The sequence below is a fragment of the Parazoarcus communis genome (assembly GCF_003111665.1).
GTDB classification, from domain to species: Bacteria; Pseudomonadota; Gammaproteobacteria; order Burkholderiales; family Rhodocyclaceae; genus Parazoarcus; species Parazoarcus communis_B.
In genome coordinates, this window is record NZ_CP022188.1 from 169664 (window position 1) to 194924 (window position 25261).

The window sequence follows — 25261 nt, forward strand, 5'->3', positions numbered from 1 at the left end:
TTGCTTACCGGTCTTCAGTCCATGTCCGCTTCCGGCTTCTCTTTCTCCCAGCCTCATTTGCGTGAAATCGCCGCAGATATCCTCAAGTACGCGAAGAAACGCGGCGCCTCTGCCTGCGAAACCGACGTATCCGAAGGCTTTGGTCAGTCGGTCGCCGTACGCAAGGGCGAAGTGGACACAATCGAGTACAACCGCGACAAGGGCATCGGCATCACGGTGTACCTCGGGCAGCAACGCGGACACGCGAGCACCTCGGACTTCTCCAAGGCTGCGCTGAAGGCCACGGTGGATGCAGCGCTGTCCATCGCCCGCTTCACCGCACCCGACCCTTGCGCCGGCCTCGCCGACAAGGCCCTGATGGCGAAGGACTGCCCCGACCTCGATCTTTTCCACCCGTGGGACATCACGGTGGACGGCGCGCTCGACCTTGCTCGCGAATGCGAGGCGGCCGCTTTCGGCGTGAGCCCGAAGATCAGCAACTCGGAAGGCGCGAACGTCTCCATCCAGCAGTCGCACTTCGTATCCGCCAACAGCCTCGGCTTCATGGGCGGTTACGCCAGCAGCCGGCAAGGCCTGTCGTGCTCGGTGATCGCGGGTGAAGGCGAGCACATGCAGCGCGAGTTCTGGTACGACTCGCGGCGCGACGCGGCAGACCTGATGAGCGCAGCCGATGTGGGCCGGATTGCCGGCGAGCGTGCGCTGGCACGACTCGGCGCCAGGAAGATCCGGACCTGCAAGGTGCCGGTGATCTTTGAAGCGCCGCTGGCGGTGGCACTGATCGGCAACTTCGTGCAGGCCGTCAGCGGCGGCTCGCTGTATCGCAAATCGAGCTTCCTGCTCGACAGCCTCGGTCAGCAGGTGTTCTCGCCCATCGTCAGCATCGCCGAGCGCCCCCACCTCAAGAAAGCCTTCGGTTCGGGCTACTTCGACGGCGAAGGCGTGGCCACGCACGACCGCGACGTCGTCATCGACGGCGTATTGCAAGGCTATTTCCTGTCCAGCTACTCCGCGCGCAAGCTCGGCATGCAGACCACCGGCAATGCCGGCGGCTCGCACAACCTCCGGGTCAGCGCCGGTGAAGACGGCCTCGAGGCCATGATCCGCAACATGGACAAAGGCCTGCTGGTGACCGAACTGCTCGGCCATGGCGTCAATTACGTCACCGGCGATTACTCGCGCGGCGCAGCCGGTTTCTGGGTGGAGAAAGGCAAGATCAAGCACGCGGTCGAAGAAGTCACGATTGCGGGGAACCTGCGCGACATGTTCCGCAACATCGTGGCCATCGGCAACGATGCGCTGCCGCGCGGCGCCAAGCATTGTGGCTCCATCCTGATCGAGCAGATGAAAGTCGCCGGTCGCTGAACCACGGATGACAGGGGGTACGGTGCCATCACCGTCCCTGCCTGCGCCCACGTTCAGGGCACGCCCCGCCCGCCTCGCCTGCACCTCTCGCCACGATTGCGAACGGCCGCACGCATAACCATGCACGAATGATGGCTTTTATACTGCTCCATGAACCTCGCCTATAGCATCCGGCTCCAGCGGCGAATCCGGACCTACGCCACCATTGGCATTCTGGTGACAGGCCTGCTGGTTGCCATTGCGACGGCCATCCCGCTTTACCACGATGCCCATGACCGTGCCGCGGCCGCCTATGTCGAAGACGCCCGTGCCCGCGCCCGTTCTGCCGGGCAGTTCATCGTCAAGGCCAACGACATCGCACGTCAGATCGCCAGCCGCAGCGGCATCCGTGATCAGCTCGAGGCCTATAACGGGTGGGAGATCGACAGGTCGGCATTGGTCGAATACTCCGCCCCGCGCATTCGTGACGCGCTGAGTCAGGGCAGAAACATTGCGGGACTGGTGCGGCTCGACCAGGGCAATGATCCGGTCATCGAGATCGGTCAGCAGATCCCCGCAGCACTCCTGCAGATCGCCTCGTCGAAGGAACCCGTCACGTGCGGACCGCTGCGCATCGACGACAAGGTCATGTTGCTGGTGAGTGCCCCCGTCCTGTCGCGCGATGGTGTTCGTACAGGCACGGACATCCTCTCCTTCGAGATGGCGGCTCTCGACGAACTGCTCAACAATGACCCCAAGGGCGAGCACAACATCCGCCAGCTCCTGTTCAACAGCACCGATCAGGCAGTGGTGGAGTTCAACCGTCTGACGCCCGGCGGTCGGCTGCTGGATGCGGGGCAGCCGGAACAGGCCTTCCTTGAACGTGCTGCGGGCGGCATGACCGGGCTGGACGAGTTTGAACGAAGCGACGGGTCGGCCAGCATGGTGGCCTATGCGCCCCTGCCCGAGATGCCGGGATGGAGTCTTGCGCTCGTTACCCCTGCGCGCACCTTCGATACGCCGGTCCTGTTTCGTCTTGCCAGCCCGCTGCTGATGATCACCCTGCTGGTCCTTGGAGGCGCGTGGCTGACGGCGCGCGCCATTCGCCCGGTCGCCGACAAGGTCGTGCAGCAATCACGAAAGCTGGGCGAAATGAGCGAGAGCATGGCACTGGCTGCATCCGTCTTCGAGGGCAGCCCGCAGGCCGTGCTCATTCTCGACGCGACGCACCACATTCTGGAGACCAATGAGGCCTGCCACACCATTACCGGCTTCGGCCTCACGGAGTTGCGCGGCAGGACGATGTGTCAGGCCCTGTGCATCAGCACCGATGAGGGCGGCATGTGCAGCGAACTCTGGCGGGGTGTTGATGAGGCCGGCGAATGGCACGGTGAAGTCCGTCTGATGCGCCGCTACGGGGAAACCTTCCCTGCCTGGTGCAGCATCAATGCGGTGCTCGACGGCAGCGGCAAACCACGCCACTACATCGCCATGCTCTCGGACATCAGTGACAAGAAGCAGGCCGAGGACCGCATCCGTCACCTTGCCCAGCATGACCCGCTGACCGGCCTGCCCAACCGCAGCCTGCTTGCCGACCGCCTCGAGCACGCGCTGGAACGGGGGCGCCGGAGCGAAAGCCGTGTGGCGCTGCTGTTCATCGACCTCGACCGCTTCAAGCACGTAAACGACAGCCTCGGCCACCCCGTGGGCGACCGCCTGCTGCAGGAGGTCGCCCACCGCCTTCATTCAACAGTGCGCCAGCAGGACACCCTTGCCCGTCAGGGGGGCGACGAATTCGTCGTCATTCTCGAAGACATCGAAGGGCCGGACGATGCGGCACGAGTCGCCGTGAAGCTTCTCTCCACCCTCGAGGCGCCGGTAATCCTGGACGGGCACGAGATCTTCGTCGGTGGCAGCATCGGGATCAGCCTCTTCCCGAGCGACGGAGACAGTGGCGAAGCCTTGCTGCGCTGCGCCGATTCCGCCATGTACGAGGCCAAGGAGCAGGGACGCAGCACCTATCGTTTCTACACGGCCGAACAGACCCGTATCAGCCGCGAACGCTTCGAGCTCGAGAGCGGACTGCGCCGTGCCATTGAGCGCGATGAACTGCGCCTGTTCTACCAGCCCCAGGCAGCCTGTGCGAACGGCCAGCTGGTGGGTGTAGAGGCGCTGGTGCGCTGGCAGCATCCGGAACGCGGACTGGTGCCCCCCGACCGCTTCATCCCGCTAGCAGAAGAAATCGGCCTCATCGGCCAGATCGGCGAATGGGTACTGAACACGGCCTGCGCCCAGGCCCGGCAGTGGGCACAGGCCGGCCATCCGTTGCGGGTCGCGGTCAATCTGTCGAGCCATCAGGTGTCGCAGGACAGACTATTCGACACCGTAAAAGCGGCGCTCGATCGCACCGGACTCTCGCCCAGCCAGCTCGAACTCGAAATTACCGAAGGGCACGTACTCAAGCGCGTCGAGGAGTGCATCGTCGAACTGCATCGGGTCAAGACGCTGGGGGTCAGCCTTGCAATCGACGACTTCGGTACGGGCTACTCCTCATTGAGCTACCTGAAACGCCTGCCTGTGGATCGTCTGAAGATCGACCGCAGCTTTGTCGAGGGCATTCCCGACGACCACGACGACATCTCGATCGTGGCCACCATCCTGTCGATGGCACGCAACCTGGGCATGGGCGTGATCGCGGAAGGCGTGGAAACACCCGCCCAGATCGAACATCTGGTTGCGGCCCGCTGCGGCGAATACCAGGGCTATCTGCTGGGAAAACCCATGCCGCCCGACGCACTGCAGGACTGGATGGACCGCCACCGGGCCAATCACCCGGACACCTGACGCGGCTCAGCGCGGGCCGGGGCCGGCCTCGCGCAACGCCCTCAGTGCGGCCTGACCTGCACGTCCGTCGCTCTTCAGCCCGAGCGCTTCCAGTTCCAGCTTGAGCGCCTCGCGTGTGCGGGAGCCGATCATGCCATCGACCTCACCGATGTCGTGGCCACGGTCCAGCAGCAGGCGCTGCAGCTCACGGCGCTCGGCCCGCGACAGCCCGGCATCGTCCGTCGGCCAGGGCGCAGCGAATGCGCTGCCGCCACGCAGGCGATCGGAGAGATGTGCGATCGCCAGCGCATAGCTTTCGGCCGCGTTATAGCCGTAGAGCGCGTCGAAATTGCGTCCGACGAGGAAGGCCGGGCCTTCCTTGCCAGCCGGCAGCAACAGGCCACTGACCGGCGTATCTTCCGGCAGCGGACTGCCATCGATCCGCGTCAGCCCGTACTTGACCCAGTCTCGCGCCGGCCGCTTGCTGCGACGTCCGGCAAGACCGGCGTCAAAGCCTGCGGGCAAGGCCACCTCGAAGCCCCACCGTTCCTCGGTACGCCATCCTGCACGGCGCAGGAAGTTGGCGGTCGATGCCAGCGCGTCGGGCACGCTGTCGACCAGATCCCGGCGTCCGTCGCGATCGAAGTCGACAGCCAGGCGCACAAAGGTCGATGGCATGAACTGGGTGTGGCCAAAGGCGCCCGCCCAGGAACCGGTAAGGCGCTCGGGCGCGACATGGCCTTCCTGGATGATCTTCAGCGTGGTGAAGAACTCGCCCTTGAAGAATGACTGCCGGCGCCCGAAACACGACAAGGTCGACAGCGATGTCAGCAAGGGGCGGCTGCCAAAGTTGCGGCCAAAGTTGCTCTCGACGCCCCACACTGCGACCACCGTGGCGGGATCGACGCCATAGACGGCTTCCACCCTTTGCAGCACTTCACCCCACTGCTCGAGCATCGCGCGCCCATCGGCAATGCGCTCATCGTCGACCAGTGCCGCGATGTAGTCCCAGATCGGCGTAACGAACTCCGGCTGCGCATCGAGGAAGCCGAGCACGGCCATGTCGGGCTCGAGCCCTGCGGCATGCGCGTCGAAGGTCGACTGCGCAACACCATGCTGAACCGCCTCGGTACGCAGGCGATCCAGGCAATCTGTAAAAGCCTGGTCAGCAAGGACCGGAAGGGGCAGCGTCAGCAGCGCGGACAGGACCAGTGAGCGGGGAAGCAGGGGGGATGGGCGCGTTTTCATGCCGCCATTCTACCCTCGGCAGCGGCTGCGGGTTCCACCCTTGCCCGCGGCAAGCCTCCCCGACTCACCGGTTTCAGGCTACGATCGCCGCACTGCACAAACGATCCCTTGCCATGGACCTGCTCACCGACATCATCCTGCGCGCCGGCCGCTCGGCAGTCGAGCTCTCGCTCTTCGTGCTCCTTCCGATCATGGTGGTGATGCTCTCGCTGATGCGCCTGCTCGAAGCAAAGGGTCTCATCGACATGGCCATCGCGCGCATCACCCCCGCGCTGCGCCCACTCGGCCTGACCGGGCTGGGCGTGTTTGCTGCGCTGCAGATCAGCTTCGTGAGCTTCGCGGCGCCCGTCGCCACGCTCACCATGATGGAGAGCCGCGGCAGCTCCGACCGCCATATTGCGGCCACTCTCGCCATGGTGCTGGCGATGGCTCAGGGCAACGTCACCTTCCCAATGGCAGCCATGGGCCTGGCCTTCGGCCCTACCCTGATGCTGTCCGCAATCGGCGGCCTGGTTGCGGCAGCGGTCACCTACCATCTGTTCGGCCGCGGCCTGTCGGCGGCTGAAGCGCCCCTGGACGAAACCCTCCACCACCGGGTGGCTGACGACGCCAAGGGGGTGCTCGACGTCATCAACCGCGCCGGCGCCGAAGCTTTCAAGATTGCCATCGGCGCGATTCCGATGCTGGTGCTGGCCCTGGTCGCGGTCATGGTGCTACGACTGACGGGCACCATCGACCTGCTCACCCACCTGCTCGCCCCGGGCCTGACCATGATCGGTATCGACCCGGCGCTGATTCTGCCCACGCTCACCAAGTTCATTGCCGGCGGCACTGCGATGATGGGAGTGATGGACGACATGCTGAAAGCCGGTTCCGCCACGGTGACCACGCTCAACAGCAGCGCGGGCTTCCTCATCAGCCCGCTCGACGTCCCCGGCGTGGCGGTGCTGATTTCTGCCGGCCGGCGGGTGACCAAGGTATGGAAGCCGGCGGTCTTCGGCGCTGCTGTGGGTATCGTGATCCGCACCGCTGGCCACGCCCTGCTCTGACCTTCCTCAGCTTCTTGCCCGACAGGCTGACCGACAACCGCGCACCGGGTTAAGCTGCCGCCTCCACCCGAACGGAGAATAGCCATGCTCCAGGCCCTGACCCTTCTGCTCGTATTTCAGCTTGTCGGCGAAGTGATCGTGCGCGCCTTCGCCCTGCCCGTGCCGGGCCCGGTGATCGGCATGGCACTTCTGTTTGCCGCCCTGATGCTGCGCGGCGGGCCGAGTGAATCCCTGCGCGAGACCGCGGGATCGCTGCTGCAGCATCTGTCGCTGCTGTTCGTGCCGGCAGGAACCGGGGTGATCCTGTACGGCAGCCGGCTTGCCGACGAATGGCTGCCGCTGACCGCAGCACTGCTGGGCAGCACATTCCTGACCATCGCCATGACGGCGCTCCTGCTGCGTGCGCTCGGCAAACGCAGCCGCCACCCGGAGCGTCCGTCGTGAACGGCAACCTGAACGAGATCTGGGTCTATCTCTCGACCACGCCGCTGCTTGGCCTCACCCTGACCCTGATCGCCTATCAGGCCGCGTTCTGGATATACAAGCGGCTTGGCTTTCACCCGCTGGCGAACCCGGTCCTGATTGCCGTGGCGATGCTTGCCAGCGTGCTGCTGCTGACCGGCACGCCCTACACCACCTACTTCGACGGTGCCCAGTTCGTGCACTTCCTGCTCGGCCCTGCCACGGTGGCGCTGGCCATTCCGCTGCATGCACAGTGGCCGCGCCTGAAGGCCATGGCCGGACCGCTCCTGATCAGCCTGCTGGCCGGGTCGCTCACCGCGGCGCTGTCGGCCTACGCCATCGGCGCAGCGCTTGGCGCCAGCCGCGAGTCGCTGATGTCGCTCGCGCCCAAGAGCGTCACCACACCGATCGCCATGGCCGTCGCCGAGCGCCTGGGCGGCCTGCCTTCGCTGACCGCAGTGCTGGTAATCATGACCGGCATCCTCGGCGCAGTCGGCGCACGCTACATCTATCAGTGGCTGCGCATCGAGGACCACGCCGTCCGTGGCTTCGCCATCGGCATTGCCTCGCATGGCATCGGCACCGCACGCGCCTTCCAGGTCAGCGAGCAGGCCGGCGCCTTCGCGGCCCTCGCCATGGGGCTGAACGGATTGGTCACCGCCCTGTCTCTGCCATGGATCCTGCCCTGGATCGAAAGCCTGCTCAACCGCTGAACACACACCCCTGGAAGGTCTACTGAATGCTGAGTGCGGTATATCGCTGGATTGATCGCAACATCCTCGAACTCGGTCGCGAGATGCGACTTTCCTACCTCCCGCCGCTGATGGTCTATTGCGCCGCCGGCGTGTCCGGGCTCACCGGCATCGTCGGGACCTTCTTCATCAAGGACTATCTCGAGCTCTCGGCCGCCTTTCTCGCCGCACTCGGCTTCTGGGCCGGCATCCCGTGGGCGCTGAAGATGCCCATCGGCCACATGGTCGATCTGCTGTGGCGCTACAAGAGCGGGCTGGTGTATCTGGGCGCGAGCCTGATTGCCGCCAGCCTGCTGATCATGTGCGGCCTCATCGGACAACCCTCGGCCATGCGCACCGTCATGCCGGTCGAAGCCTGGTTCGTGCTCTCGGCCCTGCTCGCACCGGTGGGCTACGTCATGCAGGACGCAGTCGCCGACGCGATGACCGTCGAAGCCGTTCCCCGTATCGACGCCGCCGGCAAGCCGATCGCGGCCGACACCATCCGCCTGATGCACACCACGATGCAGATGCTCGGCCGGGTGGCGATCATCGGCGGCAGCGTGCTCGTCTCCATTGCCAACGTGGTGATGTTCCAGGGCGCGGAGAACCTGCCGGAGGTGGAAAAGGTCGCGATCTACCTGCAGATCTACGAGATGGCGCTCATCATCCCGCTGCTGTCGATCAGCGGCGTGGTCCTCGCCGGCTTCCTCAAGCGCGCCGAAGCGCGCCGCCTCGCCGGCCTCGGCCACAGCCAGCGCGAGATCGACCGCCTGGTGCATGACCCGGAAGAGAAAACCCAGCCCAACTGGTGGATTCTGGGCGGCAGCGCCGCCTTCGTCGCGCTGACGCTCACGGTGGGCCTGTCCGGTATCGAATATGGCCAGGAGATCATCTTTGTCGGCTCCTTCGCCGTGATCGCAATGATGATGGGCCGGCTGCTGCGCGAGCTCCCGCCGGAGGCCGCCCGCACCCTGCTTGGCACGGCCGTCGTCATCTTCGTGTTTCGCGCCATGCCGGGAACCGGGGCCGGCGCCGGCTGGTGGATGATCGACGAACTCGGTTTCGACCAGTCCTTCCTGTCCAGGCTGGATCTCATCACCAGCGCCCTGACCCTGGCGGGGCTGTTCCTGTTCCGCCGCTTCATGGCAGAGAAGCCGATTGCCTCCATCGTCATCTTCCTGACCCTTGCCGCCACCGTGCTGACCCTGCCCATCATCGGGATGTATCACGGCCTGCACGAATGGACCGCAAGCATGACCGGCGGCGTTGTCGATGCGCGCTTCATCGCCATTGCCAACACCGCGCTCGAATCACCGCTCGGTCAGGTGGCCATGGTGCCGATGCTGGCGTGGATTGCAAACTCGGCCCCGCCACACCTCAAGGCGACCTTCTTTGCCGTCATGGCCTCATTTACCAACCTCGCCCTGTCCGCCTCGCAACTGGGAACGAAGTACCTGAACGAGATCTTCACCATCACGCGCGAGGTGAGGGATGCTGCAAGCAACGCCATCAAGCTGCCTGCCGACTACAGCGAACTCGGCATGCTGCTCGTAGCCGTCACCGCGCTCGGGCTGTGCCTGCCCTTGCTGGCCATCTGGATCACCCGAAAGCTCGGCCTGCGCTGCGCCTGACCAGGCCGTCCTAGGCGCTCGCGCACTCGCGTGAGCGCCTGCCCCGGATACCAGGTGCATTTCGCGACCGCGCAGGATGACACACCCGGGAAACCCATCTGCATCTATCATGGCACTGCCGGCAAGACCGGGGGCAGCGCTGACGCACAGACTGTGCCGGTGCCATGAGCCGATGACTGGGGACACCACATGAAGGAACCGGACTATCCGCCCGATGAGGCCGAGCGCCTTGACGCGCTGCTGGCGCTCAAGCTGCTGGACACCCCGGGCGAGGACCGGTACGACCGCATCACGCGCCTTGCTCAACGCCTGTTCAAGGTGCCGATCGCGCTGATCAGCCTGATCGACGCGGAGCGCCAGTGGTTCAAGTCGCGACAGGGCCTCAGCGCCACCGAAACCCCGCGCAGGATTTCATTCTGTGGCCACGCCATCCTGCAGGATGGCATCTTCATGGTGCCCGACACCCACGACGACCTTCGATTTGCCGACAATCCGCTCGTCACCGATGCGCCCGACATCCGCTTCTATGCCGGCGCGCCGCTCTCCACCCTGGAAGGCTTTCGCATCGGCACGCTGTGCCTCATCGATACCGCTCCGCGCGAGCTCTCGGCAGAGGATCAGCAATCGCTCAGAGACCTCGCCGATCTGGTCCAGTCCGAACTGACGCGGATACGGGCGCAGCAGATGGTTGAAGCGCTGCACAACCAGGAGGCACGCATGCGTGCCATCGTGAACACCGCCATCGACGGCATCGTGACCATCAACGACGCCGGTATTGTCGAATCCTTCAACCCCGCAGCGGAACGCATTTTCGGTTTCACGGCAGAAGAGGTGCTCGGCAACAACGTCAGGATGCTGATGCCTGAGCCCTATCATTCGGAGCACGACGGCTACCTCGAACGCTTCCTCCGCACCCGCGAGCCCCATGTAATCGGCATTGGTCGCGAAGTCGTGGGCCGCTGCAAGGATGGCAGCACCTTCCCGATGGACCTTGCGGTCGGCGAAACGGAGCTCGGCTCCCGCCGCCTCTTTACCGGCATCATCCGCAATATCAGCGCACGCAAGAACGCGCAGCGCGAGCTCGCGGCGCGCGATGCGATGCAGAAAGCCATTCTCAGGGGCGTGAGCTACGCAATCGTCGCCACCGACGAGAGCGGCACCATCCGTGCGTTCAACCCGGCAGCCGAGCGCATGCTGGGCTTCGATGCCAGCGAAATGATCGGCCTCAGCAGCCCGCTCGTCTTTCACGACCCGCTTGAGATCCGTGCCAGAGCCGCCGAGCTTTCAGCCGAATTCGGCTGCACCATCGCCCCGGATTTCCACGCAATCGTGGCCCGCACGGCTCGCCTCAGCGAGGCGGACGAACGCGAATGGACGCTCATCCGTAAGAACGGCTCACGCCTGTCCGCCATGCAGTCCGTCACCGCGCTGCAGGACAGTGAGGGGCACATCAGCGGCTTTGTCGGCATTGCCTACGATCTGACCGAGCAGAAAGAGAACGAGCGCCTGAAGAAGGAGTTCATCTCCACCGTCAGCCATGAACTGCGCACACCACTGACATCGATCCGGGGATCTCTCGGCCTGATCATGGGTGGCGTTGCCGGCAGCCTGCCGTCACAGGCAGCCAAACTGGTCGAGGTCGCCCATCGCAACAGCGAGCGCCTCGTCCGGCTGATCAATGACATGCTCGACATCGAGAAGATCGCATCGGGAAAGATGGTGTTCAACCTCACCTCCCAGGCACTTCTTCCGGTCATCACTCAAGCCATCGATGCGAGTCGCGGGTATGCACGCGAACTCGGCGTCGCCTTCGAGCTACACGACGACACCGAGGACGTTCATGTCCGCATTGACAACGACCGCCTGGTGCAGGTGTTGACCAATCTGCTGGCCAATGCGGCAAAGTTCTCTCCGCGTGGCGGTAGCGTCCGGGTCTCGGTAGGCGCCAGCAACGGACGGGTCCGCATTGCGGTGACCGACAGCGGCCCGGGCATTCCTGCGGCGTTCCAGCACCGGATATTCCAGAAGTTCTCCCAGGCCGACGCGTCCGACGCCCGCCAGAAAGGTGGCACCGGGCTCGGACTGGCCATTTCGCGCGCGCTGGTCGAGGCAATGTCGGGCACCATCGGCTTCGACAGTTCGACATCCGGCACCTGCTTCTGGGTCGAACTGCCCTGTACCGGCCCCGCCACGCCCCTCCTCCCCTCGCCAGCGCAGGAGCAGGCCCACGGCGCCCGCATCCTGGTGTGCGAGGACGACCCGGATTTCGCCGAGCTGATCCGTTTCGTCCTCGAAGAGGCTGGCTACCGTCCAGACATCGCGTACAGCGCCGCAGCGGCAAAATCCATGCTCCGGCAGCACGCCTACGACGCCATGACGCTCGATATCGCGCTCCCGGACCAGGACGGCGTCTCCCTCATTCGCGAACTGCGCGGCGAAGCCTATGCGCGCAATCTCCCTGTCGTCGTGGTGACCGCAACGAGAGTCGCCGGCAAGGCCAGACTGGGCGGCGAACTCGCCATTGCCGACTGGCTGGAAAAGCCGGTCGATCACAAACGTCTGCTTGCAGCGCTCGACAACTCCCGCAATGATGCCGAGGGGAACGCCGAGGGCAGGTCCGACAGACCGCGCATTCTCCATGTTGAGGACGACCCCGACGTCCATCGCTTCGTCGAAGCACTGATCACGAACATGGCCACGATCGACCACGCTTACGACCTGCAGGCAGCGCGCGCGCTGCTGTCGGAAAACGCCTACGATCTGGTGATCCTCGATCTGGGCCTGCCCGACGGTTCGGGCTGGTCACTCGTACCCGTGATCGCGAGCAAACAGCCCGAACCGCGGGTGGTGGTGTTCTCGGCGAGCGAACTGTCCGAGCACGATTCCCAGCAATTTGCTGCCTGTCTGCTCAAGTCGAGCACCGATAACGATCGGCTGCTGTCTACACTTCGGACACAGATTCAACGCAACCTGCCGAGGGGCCAATGAACCCTGACCTGCTCAAGAAAATTCTCTACGTCGAGGACGAGCCCGACATCCAGACCGTTGCCGCCATGGCCCTGCAGGCGCTCGGCGGCTTCGAACTCGAATGTTGCAGCTCCGGCGCCGAGGCGGTAGCCAAGGCGCCCGCCTTCGAGCCCGACGTGATTCTGCTTGACGTCATGATGCCGGACATGGACGGCCCCTCGACATTGCAAGCCCTGCGCCAGCTCCCGGGCCTTGCCCTTACGCCGGTCATTTTCATGACCGCAAAGGTGCAGCCGCAGGAGGTGGAGCATTACCGGGCACTCGGTGCGCTGGATGTCATCCACAAGCCCTTCGATCCCATGAGCCTTGCAGATCAGGTGCGCCAGATCTGGCTCCATGCGGAGGCGCTCGACCTTGAGTAAGGAAGCCCTCGCGAGCCGGCTCGCGGCGCTGCAGCGCCGCTTTATCGACCAGTTGCCAGACCGGATGCAGCGGCTGCGGGAGGCCCTGTGTCCGCCCGCCGGAAAGGAAGCGTGCCTGAGCACGGCCCGCGCGCTGACGCATGGCCTCTCCGGCTCGGGCGGCACCTTCGGCTTCCCGGAGATCAGCGATGCTGCGCGGGCACTGAGCAACGCTCTTCAGTCTCATGCCGAGCACCACCCACCGAAAGCCGTTCAGCCCCTGCTTGAAGCGCTTCAGGCTGCCGTCAGCGAGGCCCTCCGGCAAGGCGACACGACGCCACAGCCGCTTATCGAGCGCAAGGCATCCGCCCCTGCAGACGCTGCGCTGCCAGTCTGCCTGATCTCGGCCGATCAGGCGCTGGCAGGCGAGCTTCGTCTCAAACTCGGCCACTTTGGCTATGCGGTTCGCGCCTTCGATACGGTGGCGGCTGCGCTCGAGCACGCGGATGAGGACAGCCCGCTCGCCCTGATCGTCGACAGCGACTTTAGCGATGACGAGAAGGCCGGCGTTCAGGCGCTGGCCGAGCATCCGTTCCCTGCGCCACGCAAGCCGCCGCTCGTCTTCATCTCGGCGCGCGACGATTTCGAAGCCCGCCTGGCAGGCGTGCGAAATGGCGGGCAGGCCTATTTCACCAGACCGGTGGAGATTCCTGCGCTCGCCGCCACACTCGATACCCTGACCGAGCGTATTCCGCCGATGCCGCCCAGAGTCCTCATCATCGAGGACGACGAGAACGTTTCGCGCTTCTACGCGGAAACCCTCGATGCGTCGGGAATCGTGCCAACCTGCCTCACCGATCCGACCCGTCTCGCCCAGGCACTCTCGGAATCCCGCCCCGATCTGATTCTGATGGATCTCTACCTTCCCGGGTGCGACGGCATCGAACTGGCCTCGCTGATCCGGCAGCAGGACGCCTATGTCAGCGTTCCGATCGTGTTCCTGTCGAGCGAAACGGCCGAGGAGCAGCAACTGCTCGCGCTCAAGAGTGGCGCTGACGACTATCTCACCAAGCCGGTCGATCCGACACGGCTCGTATCCGTCATCTGCAGCCGCGCACGGCGGGCAGGTGTGCTGCGCGAGCATATCGACCACGACAGCCTTACCGGCCTGCTCAATCACGGCAGGCTCGAAGAGCGACTGGAGCTCGAACTGCTGCGCTCCAAACGGCTCGGACATCCACTGGCGTTCGCAATGATCGACCTCGATCATTTCAAGTCGGTCAACGACAGCCATGGTCATGCCGCGGGCGACCAGGTGTTGCGCGCCCTCGCACGGCTGCTGCAGAGCCGGCTGCGCCGCACCGACGTTGCAGGCCGCTACGGTGGCGAGGAATTCGCCCTCATCCTGACCGACACCGACGGAGCGTCGGCGCAGCGAATCCTGGAGCCGCTGCGCAAGGAGTTCGCCGCCTTGAGCCACACTGCGGACGGCGCGAGCTTTCACGTCACTTTCAGTTGCGGTATCGCCGACTTTCCCACCCATCCGGATGCATCGTCCCTCACGGCAGCCGCCGACGATGCGCTTTACGACGCCAAGGAACGCGGTCGCAACCGCATCGAACTGGCCCCCTCCCCCCATGCCCGCCCGGCCGCCTAGCACGGAGCACATCCATGGAAGCATTGCCCTCACTCAAGGTACTGGTCGTCGAAGACGATCCCTTGCAGCGCGAAGCCTGCGAAGCCTTTCTCGGGGCGCTGGGCCAGCGCGTCGTCACGACAGCCACTGGCGACGACGCCATTGCCCTTTTCGAGCGAGAGGAACCCGACCTTGTCCTGATGGATGTCCTGCTGCCGACGATCGACGGCTTCGAGACCACGCGCCGCCTCCGGGCGCAGTGTGGCGAACGCTGGGTGCCAATCATCTACCTCACCGTCCTCGACAGCTCCGCACGGCTCATCGAGGGACTGGAAGCCGGAGGCGACGACTACCTGGTGAAGCCGGTGAGCGTGGATATTCTGGAAGCCAAGCTTCGCTCCGTGATCCGCACCCTCTCGCTGTACCGGCAGATCGAAGAGTCGCGTGACGACCTGAAACGCGCAAACGTCACGCTCACCCGCGCCAACCGGGAACTCGACACCTTCGCCTTTTCGGTCGCACATGATCTCAAGGCACCGCTGCGCGCAATCGACGGCTACCGCGGGCTACTGATGGAAGAGTACGCCGAACGCCTGGCGCCCGAGGCGAAGGGCTATCTCGAGCGAATCGGCCTCAGTGTCGCTCACATGAACACCCTGATCGACGACATGCTCGTCTATTCGCGCATCGAACGCAGCACACAGAAAACCGCTACGCTGGAACTGAAGCCGCTCATTGAGAGCGCCTTGCAGCTCTATCAGCGCGAACTCGACGCGAGCACGGTGCAGGTCACCGTCACCGCCACAGGCAGCCTGAGTGCAGATCGCAGGGGGATCGAACTTGCGCTCAGAAACCTAATCGGCAATGCCGTGAAGTTCGCGGCATCGGAGCCCTCCCCAAGCATCGAAATCGGCTTTGAGCAAAACGCCGATCGCCAGCACCTGTGGGTCAGTGACAACGGCATCGGTTTCGACATGCGGCACAGCAACCGCATATTCGACATCTTTCAGCGCCTGCACCCGTCGGACAGATACCCGGGCACGGGCATTGGACTCGCAATCGTGAGGAAGGCCATCGAGCGCATGGGCGGGCGCGCATGGGCCGAAAGCAGCCCGGGCAAGGGCGCCTGCTTCCACCTGGAATGGCCCGCCTGAAAGGTATCGTGAAGTGGAGAACTGCCCGGCCCGGGCACGATCACTGCCTGGCCGGCGACAGACCGGCGCTCAGCGGGTCATGCACCGCGCACAGCGACTGACCACCACCCATGCCAGCGGAACAGATCAGGCCGAAACGCGAACCGTGGAGGGAGCAGCCTGGCTGCTCGGACGCGACGAATTGTCCAGATAGAGCTGAACCGCTGGCTGATTTGCAGCCGAAGCGGCGTCGGGTTCGTTTTCTGCCTGCGCAGTCGCGGTCGACACACCACGCGCGCCCGCCGAAGCTTCCGGCGTCTGCCGGACACTCGCAGGATCGCTGGCCGGCCCCGGCGTCGCCACGGCTGATTCAGTCTCACGGCTTGCCGCTGCCTCTGCCGGCCGGGTCACGACTTCGACCCCGCTTTCGTTTGCCTGAGCAGCCTGCGCGCTCAGGACTGCGGCCTGCTCCGCAGCCCGGCCCTCATCGCTGATGCTGACCTGCGCCGAGGACTCGGTGTCTTCGGCACCCGAATCGCGGACAACCGCCTGCTCAGCCTGTCGTGACGACTGGCGGGCTGATTGCAAAGCGGCAGTATCCGCGGCGGGAAGCCGCATTGTGGTATCCATGATGCCCTCCGGTATCAGGCGTCCTCCGACGCCAGACGGCCCGGGCGTTCAGCCGCCAGATCAGGCTGACGCTCGCGGCGTGCGACTAAAGTATAGACCGTCGGTACGACGAAGAGTGTGAAGAAAGTGCCCAGCAGCAGACCGCCGACAATCACCCAGCCGATCTGTTGCCGGCTTTCCGCCCCGGCGCCGGTGGCCAGTGCGAGCGGAATCGCGCCCAGAACCATGGCGCCGGTGGTCATGAGAATGGGGCGCAAACGCGTGACCGATGCTTCGATGACCGCGGTACGCAGCGACTCGCCCCCTTCGCGCAACTGGTTGGCGAACTCGACGATCAGGATGCCGTGCTTGGTGATCAGGCCCACCAGCGTGACCAGCCCGATCTGGCTATACACGTTGAGCGTGCCGCCGGTCAGCCACAGCGCAGCAAGCGCCCCAGCCATCGACAGCGGGACGGTGAGCATGATGATCAAGGGATCGCGGAAACTTTCGAACTGGGCTGCCAGCACCAGATAGATGAAGGCCAGTGCGAGCAGAAAGGTCAGCGCGAGACTTGCGGAACTGCTCTTGAACTCGCGCGACTGTCCATCGTAGTCGATGGTGTAGCCGGCCGGCAGCACGCGGCGGCTGACCTCTTCCACGAAGGCGAGGGCCTCACCCATCGAGTAGTCGGGCGCCAGATTGGCCGTGATTGCCACCGCACGACGCTGGCCAAAGTGATTGAGCTCGCGCGGGCTCAGACTCTCATCCACGGTGAGCAGATTGGACAGCGGCACCATTCCGCCATCCTTGCCGCGCACGAAGATGTCGCGGATGTCGCGCGGGTCGGTCCGGCTGCCGGCATCCATCTGCACCACCACGTCGTACTGCTCCGCATCGCGCTTGTAGCGCGTGACCTGGCGGCCGCCGAGCATCGTTTCAAGCGTGCGTCCGATGACATCGATCGAAACCCCGAGGTCTGCGGCCTTCTCCCGGTCGACAAGCACCCCGAGTTCGGGCTTGGTGAGCTTCAGATCGGTGTCCGGCGAGATGAAGCCGGGGTTGGCCTGCAACTCGTCGACAATCCTGTCGGTGTACTCGCCCAGCTCCTCGTAAGACGCCGAACTGAGCACCACGACATTGATCGGACGCGACCGCGAACTCTGCCCGAAAGCTGCCGGCAAGACCGGGAAGGCATTGATGCCGGGAATCGCCCTCAGCTTTGGCCCCAGTTCGCTCGCGATCGCGGACGCATTGCGCTCGCGCTCCGACCAGTCGGTAAAGCCGGCAAAGGAGATGCCCTGGGATACCGTCGGATTCCCGGTGATGACCAGATAGCGATCAATGTCGGCCGTGCGGCTGAAGATGTCCTCGACCTGTGCCGCGTAGCGCGCCATGTAATCGATCGTCGCTCCTTCCGGGCCGCTGAAGATGCTGACCACCCGGCCACGATCCTCGACCGGCGCCAGTTCGGACTTGAGCGCCCCGAGCAGCACTACCGCGGAGGCCGCAACCAGGCCAAACGCGAGCATCACCAGCCAGCGCATTTCCAGCATGCGCGTGAGCACACGCCGGTAGGTGGAACCAAGGCCGACGAGAAAACGTTCGATCAGGAGGTACAGCCATCCATGACTGCGTTCATGGCGCAGCAGCTTTGAGCACATCATCGGCGACAGCGTGAGCGCCACGAAACCCGACACGATCACCGCTCCCGCCAGGGTCAGCGCAAACTCGGCGAAGAGCTTGCCTGTCCGGCCGGTCATGAAGGCAACCGGTGCATACACTGCGGCCAGCGTGACGGTCATCGCCACGACCGCGAAACCGATCTCCTTTGCGCCACGGAAGGCTGCCGCCATTGGCGCCATGCCCTCCTCGATATGGCGGTAGATGTTCTCCAGCACCACGATGGCATCGTCGACCACCAGCCCGATGGCGAGCACCAGCGCCAGCAGTGTCAGCGTATTGACCGAAAACCCCATCGCGTACATCAGCGCGAAAGCCCCGACCAGCGACACCGGGATGGTGACCAGGGGCACCAGCATCGCGCGCCAGTTGCGCAGGAAGAACAGGCACACGATCGCCACCAGCAGCACCGCTTCCCAGATGGTGGAGAACACCGAAGCGATCGAGCGCTCGATGAACACGGTCGTGTCATTGGCGATCGTCATCGACATGCCCTCGGGCAGCTCAGCCTCGAGCCTGGGCAACATCTCCAGCAAGCCCTTCTTGAGCTCCAGCGGATTGGCGGTGGACTGCTTGATCAGGCCCAGCGAAATGGCGGGCTTGCCCATGAAGCGCACCGACGTGCGCTCATTGGCGGGCGCAACCTCGACGCGGCCGATGTCACGAATCCGCACCGGGTAGCCATCAGGGGTGCTGGCCGGACGCACCACCACCGCACCGAACTGCTGCGGATCGACCAGGTCGGTGCGCGCCACCACCGCGAACTCGCGCTCGCGCCCCTCTATGCGCCCAGCAGGAAGCTCGACGTTCTGACGCCGGATGGCATCCTCGACATCCTGCGCGACGAGACCGAAGGCGGCCAGGCGATCGCGATCGATCCACACCCGCATCGAGTAGCGGCGCTCGCCATACACGCGCGCATCGGCCGCCCCGGGCAAGGTCTGCAGCCTGGGCTTGACGATGCGGCTGGCAAAGTCGCTCATCTCCAGCGGCGAATGGCGGTCGGACGAGAACGCGACCCAGATGATCGGACTGGCATCGGCCTCCACCTTGGCGATCACCGGTTCGTCCACATCATCGGGCAGCATGCGCCGCGCCCGCGACACCCGGTCGCGCACGTCGGCCGCCGCACTGTCGGCACTGCGCTCGATGCGGAAGCGCACCGTAATCTGGCTGCGCTCCTGGCGACTGATCGACGACAGCACATCGACGCCTTCGATGCCGGCCAGCGAGTCTTCCAGTGGCTTGGTGACCTGGGATTCGACGATTTCGGCACTGGCGCCGCGATACGTGGTGTCGACCGTGACCACCGGTTCGTCGATGTTCGGATACTCGCGAATGGTCAGGCGCGACAGCGACATCAGGCCGACGAGCAGCACCATCAGCGACAGCACGGTCGCAAAGACCGGGCGCTTGATGCAGATTTCGGAAAGAACCACGGTGCCCTCGCTCAGTCCGTGCCAGCGGCGGCGACCGCAGCCACCGGCACGATGCTCACCGCAGCACCATCGCGCAGCTTGAGCTGACCGGCCGTCACCACTGTATCGCCGACGGCAGGCCCTTCGACGAGCTCGACCATGCCGGCCCGACGTGCCCCGGTGAGCACATCAACCCGTTTTGCCCTGCCGTCATCGACGCGATAGACGAACTGCACGTTTCCAGGTGCGGCAACCAGCGCCTCTTCGGGAACGACAGGCACCGCGGGGCGGGCCTCCAGAATCAGGCGCACACGCACGAAAACACCGGGGCGCAAACGATTGCCGCTGTTCGCCAGCCGGGCACGCAATTGCACCGCACGGCCCTGGGCATCGACCAGCGGGTCGATGGCGTCGAGCGTGGCGTCGAAACGCTCGCCCGGCAGCACATCGCTCGTGACTTCGAGCCGCTGCCCGACCTGCAGCCGTCCGAGGTAAAGCTCGGGCAAACGGAAATCAAGCTTGAGCGTGGCAACATCCTCGACGTTGACCAGCGCCTCGCCATCCTTGATGTAGTCGCCGACACTCACCTTGCGGATCCCGGCAATGCCATCAAAGGGGGCCCGAATCCGGGTACGCTCGAAACGTGCCTGCGCCAGCGCCACCGATGCGCGCGCCGCCTCCAGTTGTGACTGCGCGGTGTCGAGGCCGCTCTGGCTGAAGAACTTGCGCGCGAACAGATCTTCCGCACGGCGGTGATTGGCCACGGCCAGATTCAGACTCGCCTGCGCCTGCTGGAGTTCTGCACGCTGCACGGCGGCATCGAAGGCCACCAGCACGGCCCCCTTGCGCACCGGTGCACCGTCGCGAAAGCCGATCTCTGCGATGCGGCCAGCCACCTCCGGACGCAGCACGACCGACTCGTTTGACACCAGCGACCCTACCGCAGTGACATCGTCGGCCATGGGCTGAGCCCTGACCGGCTGCACCTCCACCGCCACTGCAGCGCCAACGGCCCTGGCTGCGCCAGGCTGAGCAGCGGCCGAAGCAGCCCCCCCGCCGACGCGCACGGGCATCGCGGAAGTTCGGCTGGCCTGCCAGGCATAGAGCCCGAGCATTACGAGTCCAGCAAGGCTCAGGGCAAGGACCAGCGGGCGACGGATGGACATGACAGCGAAACTCTGGTCAGGTTGAACGACAAATGGGCGAAGAATTGTCACACAACACGCATATGACGGGCGGACCATACGCACCGCTCCGGTCGCAGCGATTTTTTTGTGACGGCAGCATTCAGAGCACAAGCTGCGTCCGGAGTTCCATTTGCACCAAAGCCTTTTCGCACGGGTGCCGGCGGGTCACACGAGGCGCCGGCCCGAGCTCGCATCCACACACACTCCAAGGCGCGGATTACACAAACAAAAAGGCCGGAAAACATCTCCGGCCCTCGCAATGCTTCAACAGTGAATTTCAGCGCTCAGCCGACAATCGTCTGCGCCTCGCCATCCTGGCGCGCATCGATGCGACCGATGCGATGCACCGTCTCACCTGCAGCACTCAGCTGTGCGGTCACCGCGTCGGCCTGGTCTGCTGCAACCACCACCGCCATGCCGATACCGCAGTTGAACACCCGGTACATCTCCTGCATGTCGACGTTGCCGGCCTCCTGCAGCCACTGGAACAGCGGCGGCAGCGTCCAGCTCGCTGCGTCGATGCGTGCGACGAGTGCGTCGCGCAGGATGCGCGGCACGTTTTCGGTAATGCCGCCACCGGTAATATGGGCCATGCCCTTGACCACGCCCGGCATCGCCTGCATCAGCGCCAGCAGCGGCTTGACGTAGAGGCGGGTCGGCTCCATCACCACGTCGCGGAACTTGCGGCCATGGAAATCGGCGTCCAGATCAGGCTGGGCGACGTCGATGATCTTGCGGATCAGCGAGTAGCCGTTGGAATGCGCACCGCTCGAGGCCAGGCCAAGCACCACGTCGCCCGGCACGATCTTCGAGCCGTCGATGATGTCGGCCTTCTCCACTGCACCCACCGCAAAGCCGGCGAGGTCGTATTCGCCATCGGGGTACATGCTGGGCATCTCGGCGGTTTCGCCGCCGATCAGGGCGCAACCGGAGAGTTCGCAGCCCTGGGCGATGCCCTTGACCACATCGGCCGCGGTGTCGACATCGAGCTTGCCGCAGGCGAAGTAGTCGAGAAAGAACAGCGGCTCCGCACCTTGCACCAGAATATCGTTCACACTCATGGCCACCAGGTCCTGACCAACGGTGTCATGCTTGTTCCAGTGGAACGCCAGCTTGAGTTTGGTGCCTACACCGTCAGTGCCGGACACCAGCACCGGCTCGCGGTATTTTTTCGACAGTTCGAACAGCGCGCCGAAACCGCCGATGCCACCGAGCACTTCGGGACGCATGGTGCGCTTGGCGAAAGGCTTGATGCGGTCGACCAGGGCGTCGCCGGCCTCGATGTCGACACCGGCATCACGATAGGAAAGGGAGGTTTTGTGCGCGCTCAAGATCGTTCCTCTGGCAGTACGGAAGCAGAATTCAACCCCTGTGGCAGCGCCCCGAGCTTGAGGCAATACCGCCAAGTGGCTACATTTACGTGTTTCGCGGGTCATATCGGCCCGCAGCTAGCCCATAATTTTACTTGAAATGAACACGCCCCGCGCCGATCGTCTGCAAACTGCTGCCTGGGCAGGTGCCGCCCTGGCACTGGTCGGCCTGTTCTGGCTGTTGTCTCCCATCCTTGCACCCTTCGTCGTAGCCGGCGTATTTGCCTATATCTGCGACCCTGCGGTCAATTGGCTGGTGCGACGAAAAGTGCCGCGCGCCGCCGCCGTGCTGCTGGTCATCACCGGCCTCGGCCTGATTCTGGTGACGCTGACGCTGATCCTGATGCCGATGCTGTACCGCGAAGCCGTCACCCTGATGCGACGCCTGCCCGACCTGATCGAGCTGTTCAACCTCCGCGTGAGCCCCCTGCTGCAGGCACGCTTCAATATCGACCTGCAGCTTGATTCTGCGCAGGTCCGCAGCTGGATGACCCAGCACTGGGACAATGCGCAGGACCTGATCCCCATCCTCCTTGGCCACCTCAAGACGGGCGGCATTGCCATTGTCGGCGTGCTTGCCAACCTGTTCCTGATTCCGGTGGTGATGTTCTACCTGCTGCAGGAATGGCCCCGCATTGTTGCAGGGCTGCAACACGTCGTGCCGCGCCCCTGGATCGACCGCACCATGCGCATCATCGGCGACGTTGACTCCGTGCTGTCGGAATTCCTGCGCGGCCAACTCTCGGTGATGCTGCTGCTGGCCATTTTCTACAGCCTCGGACTCTGGCTTGCCGGACTCAAGTTCGCGCTGCCGGTCGGCGTCATCACCGGCCTGCTCGTATTCATCCCCTACGTCGGCTTTGGCGGGGGCCTGCTGCTGGCCATTCTCGCGGCCCTGCTGCAGGGCGACAGCTGGTCGCCGCTGATCGGCGTCGCCGTGGTTTATGGCGTTGGCCAGCTGCTCGAGAGTTTTCTGCTCACGCCCTACCTGGTCGGCGAGCGCATCGGCCTGCATCCGCTGGCCGTCATCTTCGCCCTGATGGCCTTCGGTCAGCTGTTCGGCTTTGTCGGCGTGCTGGTCGCACTGCCGGTGAGTGCAGCCTTGCTGGTCGGCCTGCGCGAACTCAGCGCAGCCTGGTTTTCCAGCCCGGTCTATCTGGGCCAACGGAACGACACATGAAGCAACTGGTACTGGACATCCGCAGCGACGCCCCACCCACGCTGGACAATTTCGTGGTCGGCGCCAACAGCGAGCTCGTCGCCAGCCTGTCGCTTCTCGCGACCGACCGCAGCCTGCTGCCCGCACCACATCTCTACCTGTGGGGGACGAGCGGCAAGGGCCGCAGCCACCTGCTGCAGGCCGCGGTCGCGGTTGCTGCGGCCAATGGCCGCCAGACGCACTACCTGAACGCCGACACCGTGCGTGACGCGCTGCCCGAAACGCCGGACGCGCTGCTGGCCATCGACGACATCGACCGCCTGCGCCCGGAAGCGCAAATCGCGCTCTTCAACGCCTTCAACCGCGCCCGGCTTAACGGACAGTCGCTGCTGCTTGCAGGCCTGCAACCGCCGCTGGCCCTCGCGCTGCGCGAAGACCTGCGCACCCGCATCGGACAGAGCCTGATCTTTGAAGTCCAGCCGCTGGACGACGATTCGCGCGCAGCGATTCTCGCAACCCTGGCCGAACGTCGTGGCCTGCGCCTCGGCGACGACGTCGTCGACTTCCTGATGCGCCATGGCCGTCGCGACCTGCCCAGCCTGCTCGCGGCCTTCAACGCACTCGACGCCGCGTCACTGGAGCAGAAGCGTCCGATCACCCTGCCCCTGCTGCGCGAGATGATGCAGCAGGGCCTGGCCATCTGAACGCAGCATCACACCACCACATCGAAACCATCACCACGCTTACCCGGACCACCACATGGATCTCGTACTGTTCGACCTCGACAACACCTTGCTTGCCGGCGACTCCGACTTCGCCTGGGCCCAGTTCCTGATCGGCAAGGGCGTGCTCGACCGTGAAGTGCAGGAGGCAAAGAACATCGCCTTTTACGAACAGTACAAGAGTGGCACCCTGGACATTCACGAGTTCCTCGACTTCCAGCTCGCACCGCTCGCCCGCCACCCGCGTGAACAGCTCGACACCTGGCACCGCGAGTTCATGGAACAGAGCATTCGGCCGATGATCACCCCGAAGGCCAGAGCCCTGGTCGAACAACACCTTTCGAGCAATGCGATGGTCGCGGTGGTCACTGCCACCAACAGCTTCGTCACCGGACCGATCGTGCGCGAATTCGGCATCCCGCACCTGATCGCCACCATCCCGGCACAGGAGAATGGCCAGTTCACCGGCAAGCCACGCGGCACGCCCTCGTTCAAGGCGGGCAAGATTGAACGCGTCGATGCTTGGCTCGAATCCCTCGGACTCCACGACGGCAGCTTCGACAGCACATGGTTCTACAGCGACTCGCACAACGACCTGCCGCTGATGCAGCGCGTGCAGCAACCGGTTGCGGTCGACCCGGACGACACCCTGCGCGCATATGCAGCAAGCCACGCCTGGCCGGTGATCTCGCTGCGCTGAACACTCAGAACGGAAACGGCCCGGGGAAGCTGTCGATATAGCTCGAGTGGCTGACCATCGGCATGCCGGGCACACAGCGGTGGAGCGATACCCGCCCGGGCTCGAGGCAGTATGCGAGTGCCGCCCCCTCGCGCAGATCGAGCGCAACCTGGTGCGCCGCCGAACTGGCGACATGCACGGGCACCCCGCCCACCGTTGTTTGAATGGGGCGGTGCACGTGCCCGCACACGATGCCCGACACGGAGGCGTTTCTGCGGACGATTTCTCCAAACCGATCACGCCCGTGCAGAAGCCCGCAACGATCCATTGCCTCGATGCCGGTGTCGAACGGCGGGTGGTGCATGAAGATCAGCACCGGCGTCCCGCCGCCCCCGGTCAATGCGTTTTCGAGCCATGCGAGACGATTCGCACATAGTTCGCCATAAGCCTTGCCGTCTACCGACGTATCCAGCCCGATGAGCCGTAACTGCGGCCCTTCGATCACGAACGACGCGTGCCCCGGCTCACGCGCGGGGACTTGAACCGGCAGACAGTCACGCATCATCGCCGCCGAGTCATGATTGCCGGGAACGGCAAATACCGGCATCTGCAGCGCAGACAGTGATTCGCGGACAAGGGCGTACTCGTCCGCACCGCCGTGCTCGGTCAAGTCACCGCTGACCAACACGACATCGGGGCGTGGCACCAGGCGGTTCAGGTGGGCAACCGCCCGCTCAAGGCACTGCCGGGGGGCGACCCTTCCGTCCAGAAAGCCGCTCTCACGGCTGATGTGCAGGTCCGAGACCTGGGCAACGAGCATGCATGCCTCCTCTTCATCCTTCGTTTGACACCACCCGGGCGGCGAACCGGCGTGTCACCAGCTGCCATCGAAGCACTCTGCTGTGACACCACGATGAAGAACACATCATTCCAACAAATTTCAACACTGAAACCTCGCCAATCAACAACTATCAACAAACCGTCACGCTGTCGTAACCAGACAGACCGA

General features: G+C 64.5%; 19 protein-coding genes. 13 read left to right on the forward strand and 6 right to left on the reverse strand.

What is annotated here, in order from left to right:
• The first annotated feature begins 21 nt into the window (after nucleotides 1-21).
• The gene (gene pmbA / locus CEW87_RS00755; RefSeq protein ID WP_108949232.1) at nucleotides 22-1362 is read left to right on the forward strand and encodes a metalloprotease PmbA; all 1341 of its coding nucleotides are present in this window, start codon (nucleotides 22-24) and stop codon (nucleotides 1360-1362) included.
• 150 nt (nucleotides 1363-1512) lie between these two features.
• A complete protein-coding gene (locus CEW87_RS00760; RefSeq protein ID WP_108971115.1) occupies nucleotides 1513-4185 on the forward strand; it encodes an EAL domain-containing protein in 2673 nt (890 codons plus the stop codon).
• Between the two features lie 6 nt (nucleotides 4186-4191).
• On the opposite strand, the gene CEW87_RS00765 is transcribed toward CEW87_RS00760, so the two are convergent.
• Nucleotides 4192-5412, reverse strand: a complete 1221-nt coding sequence (locus CEW87_RS00765) for a lytic murein transglycosylase (protein ID WP_108971116.1) — start codon at nucleotides 5410-5412, stop codon at nucleotides 4192-4194.
• 113 nt (nucleotides 5413-5525) lie between these two features.
• On the opposite strand from CEW87_RS00765, the gene CEW87_RS00770 reads away from it, so the two are divergent.
• From CEW87_RS00770 to CEW87_RS00805, 8 genes are all read left to right on the forward strand, one after another.
• The gene (locus CEW87_RS00770; protein WP_108971117.1) at nucleotides 5526-6461 is read left to right on the forward strand and encodes a nucleoside recognition family protein; all 936 of its coding nucleotides are present in this window, start codon (nucleotides 5526-5528) and stop codon (nucleotides 6459-6461) included.
• 84 nt (nucleotides 6462-6545) lie between these two features.
• On the forward strand, nucleotides 6546-6905 hold the full coding sequence (locus tag CEW87_RS00775) for a CidA/LrgA family protein (protein WP_108971118.1): 360 nt from the start codon (nucleotides 6546-6548) through the stop codon (nucleotides 6903-6905).
• Entirely contained in the window at nucleotides 6902-7636 is a 735-nt protein-coding gene (locus CEW87_RS00780; RefSeq protein ID WP_108971119.1) for an LrgB family protein, read from the forward strand. The genes CEW87_RS00775 and CEW87_RS00780 overlap by 4 nt, the downstream gene beginning before the upstream one ends.
• A 26-nt stretch (nucleotides 7637-7662) precedes the next feature.
• Nucleotides 7663-9288, forward strand: coding sequence for a hypothetical protein (locus CEW87_RS00785; RefSeq protein ID WP_108971120.1), 1626 nt, complete (start codon nucleotides 7663-7665; stop codon nucleotides 9286-9288).
• Between the two features lie 189 nt (nucleotides 9289-9477).
• Entirely contained in the window at nucleotides 9478-12276 is a 2799-nt protein-coding gene (locus CEW87_RS00790) for a PAS domain S-box protein (RefSeq protein WP_108971121.1), read from the forward strand.
• Nucleotides 12273-12677 carry a response regulator gene (locus tag CEW87_RS00795; RefSeq protein ID WP_108971122.1) on the forward strand — a complete coding sequence of 135 codons (405 nt, stop codon included), beginning with the start codon at nucleotides 12273-12275 and terminating at the stop codon, nucleotides 12675-12677. The genes CEW87_RS00790 and CEW87_RS00795 overlap by 4 nt, the downstream gene beginning before the upstream one ends.
• Nucleotides 12670-14313: a diguanylate cyclase domain-containing protein gene (locus CEW87_RS00800; protein WP_159098058.1), complete on the forward strand. Its 1644-nt coding sequence runs from the start codon at nucleotides 12670-12672 to the stop codon at nucleotides 14311-14313. Before CEW87_RS00795 ends, CEW87_RS00800 begins: the two co-directional genes overlap by 8 nt.
• Before the next feature lie 14 nt (nucleotides 14314-14327).
• A complete protein-coding gene (locus CEW87_RS00805) occupies nucleotides 14328-15446 on the forward strand; it encodes a sensor histidine kinase (RefSeq protein ID WP_108971124.1) in 1119 nt (372 codons plus the stop codon).
• Between the two features lie 126 nt (nucleotides 15447-15572).
• On the opposite strand, the gene CEW87_RS00810 is transcribed toward CEW87_RS00805, so the two are convergent.
• From CEW87_RS00810 to purM, 4 genes are all read right to left on the reverse strand, one after another.
• Nucleotides 15573-16055, reverse strand: a complete 483-nt coding sequence (locus CEW87_RS00810) for a hypothetical protein (RefSeq protein WP_108971125.1) — start codon at nucleotides 16053-16055, stop codon at nucleotides 15573-15575.
• Nucleotides 16056-16069: 14 nt separating this feature from the next.
• Nucleotides 16070-19156 (reverse strand): efflux RND transporter permease subunit, encoded by a 3087-nt coding sequence (locus CEW87_RS00815; RefSeq protein WP_108971126.1) that lies wholly within the window; start codon nucleotides 19154-19156, stop codon nucleotides 16070-16072.
• 11 nt (nucleotides 19157-19167) lie between these two features.
• The gene (locus tag CEW87_RS00820; RefSeq protein ID WP_108971127.1) at nucleotides 19168-20301 is read right to left on the reverse strand and encodes an efflux RND transporter periplasmic adaptor subunit; all 1134 of its coding nucleotides are present in this window, start codon (nucleotides 20299-20301) and stop codon (nucleotides 19168-19170) included.
• Nucleotides 20302-20606: 305 nt separating this feature from the next.
• Nucleotides 20607-21653, reverse strand: coding sequence for a phosphoribosylformylglycinamidine cyclo-ligase (gene purM / locus CEW87_RS00825; RefSeq protein ID WP_108971128.1), 1047 nt, complete (start codon nucleotides 21651-21653; stop codon nucleotides 20607-20609).
• A gap of 139 nt (nucleotides 21654-21792) precedes the next feature.
• Between purM and CEW87_RS00830 the strand changes: the two genes are divergently transcribed.
• The 3 genes from CEW87_RS00830 to CEW87_RS00840 are packed head-to-tail and all read left to right on the forward strand — an operon-like array spanning nucleotide 21793 to nucleotide 24273.
• Nucleotides 21793-22872, forward strand: a complete 1080-nt coding sequence (locus CEW87_RS00830; protein ID WP_108971129.1) for an AI-2E family transporter — start codon at nucleotides 21793-21795, stop codon at nucleotides 22870-22872.
• The gene (hda, locus tag CEW87_RS00835) at nucleotides 22869-23555 is read left to right on the forward strand and encodes a DnaA regulatory inactivator Hda (RefSeq protein WP_108971130.1); all 687 of its coding nucleotides are present in this window, start codon (nucleotides 22869-22871) and stop codon (nucleotides 23553-23555) included. The genes CEW87_RS00830 and hda overlap by 4 nt, the downstream gene beginning before the upstream one ends.
• 55 nt (nucleotides 23556-23610) lie before the next feature.
• On the forward strand, nucleotides 23611-24273 hold the full coding sequence (locus tag CEW87_RS00840) for an HAD family hydrolase (RefSeq protein WP_108971131.1): 663 nt from the start codon (nucleotides 23611-23613) through the stop codon (nucleotides 24271-24273).
• Between the two features lie 4 nt (nucleotides 24274-24277).
• On the opposite strand, the gene CEW87_RS00845 is transcribed toward CEW87_RS00840, so the two are convergent.
• Nucleotides 24278-25072, reverse strand: a complete 795-nt coding sequence (locus CEW87_RS00845; protein WP_108971132.1) for a phosphodiesterase — start codon at nucleotides 25070-25072, stop codon at nucleotides 24278-24280.
• Nucleotides 25073-25261: the final 189 nt, after the last annotated feature.

Bases quoted from the DNA above. Each gene is read 5' to 3' on its own strand.
- hda (WP_108971130.1), top strand. From the start codon at position 22,869: ATGAAGCAACTGGTACTGGACATCCGCAGCGACGCCCCACCCACGCTG.
- CEW87_RS00840 (WP_108971131.1), top strand. From the start codon at position 23,611: ATGGATCTCGTACTGTTCGACCTCGACAACACCTTGCTTGCCGGCGAC.
- CEW87_RS00845 (WP_108971132.1), bottom strand. From the start codon at position 25,072: ATGCTCGTTGCCCAGGTCTCGGACCTGCACATCAGCCGTGAGAGCGGC.
- CEW87_RS00790 (WP_108971121.1), top strand. From the start codon at position 9,478: ATGAAGGAACCGGACTATCCGCCCGATGAGGCCGAGCGCCTTGACGCG.
- CEW87_RS00770 (WP_108971117.1), top strand. From the start codon at position 5,526: ATGGACCTGCTCACCGACATCATCCTGCGCGCCGGCCGCTCGGCAGTC.
- CEW87_RS00805 (WP_108971124.1), top strand. From the start codon at position 14,328: ATGGAAGCATTGCCCTCACTCAAGGTACTGGTCGTCGAAGACGATCCC.
- CEW87_RS00830 (WP_108971129.1), top strand. From the start codon at position 21,793: ATGAACACGCCCCGCGCCGATCGTCTGCAAACTGCTGCCTGGGCAGGT.
- CEW87_RS00820 (WP_108971127.1), bottom strand. From the start codon at position 20,301: ATGTCCATCCGTCGCCCGCTGGTCCTTGCCCTGAGCCTTGCTGGACTC.
- CEW87_RS00810 (WP_108971125.1), bottom strand. From the start codon at position 16,055: ATGGATACCACAATGCGGCTTCCCGCCGCGGATACTGCCGCTTTGCAA.
- CEW87_RS00785 (WP_108971120.1), top strand. From the start codon at position 7,663: ATGCTGAGTGCGGTATATCGCTGGATTGATCGCAACATCCTCGAACTC.
- pmbA (WP_108949232.1), top strand. From the start codon at position 22: ATGTCCGCTTCCGGCTTCTCTTTCTCCCAGCCTCATTTGCGTGAAATC.
- CEW87_RS00760 (WP_108971115.1), top strand. From the start codon at position 1,513: ATGAACCTCGCCTATAGCATCCGGCTCCAGCGGCGAATCCGGACCTAC.
- CEW87_RS00795 (WP_108971122.1), top strand. From the start codon at position 12,273: ATGAACCCTGACCTGCTCAAGAAAATTCTCTACGTCGAGGACGAGCCC.
- CEW87_RS00765 (WP_108971116.1), bottom strand. From the start codon at position 5,412: ATGAAAACGCGCCCATCCCCCCTGCTTCCCCGCTCACTGGTCCTGTCC.
- CEW87_RS00775 (WP_108971118.1), top strand. From the start codon at position 6,546: ATGCTCCAGGCCCTGACCCTTCTGCTCGTATTTCAGCTTGTCGGCGAA.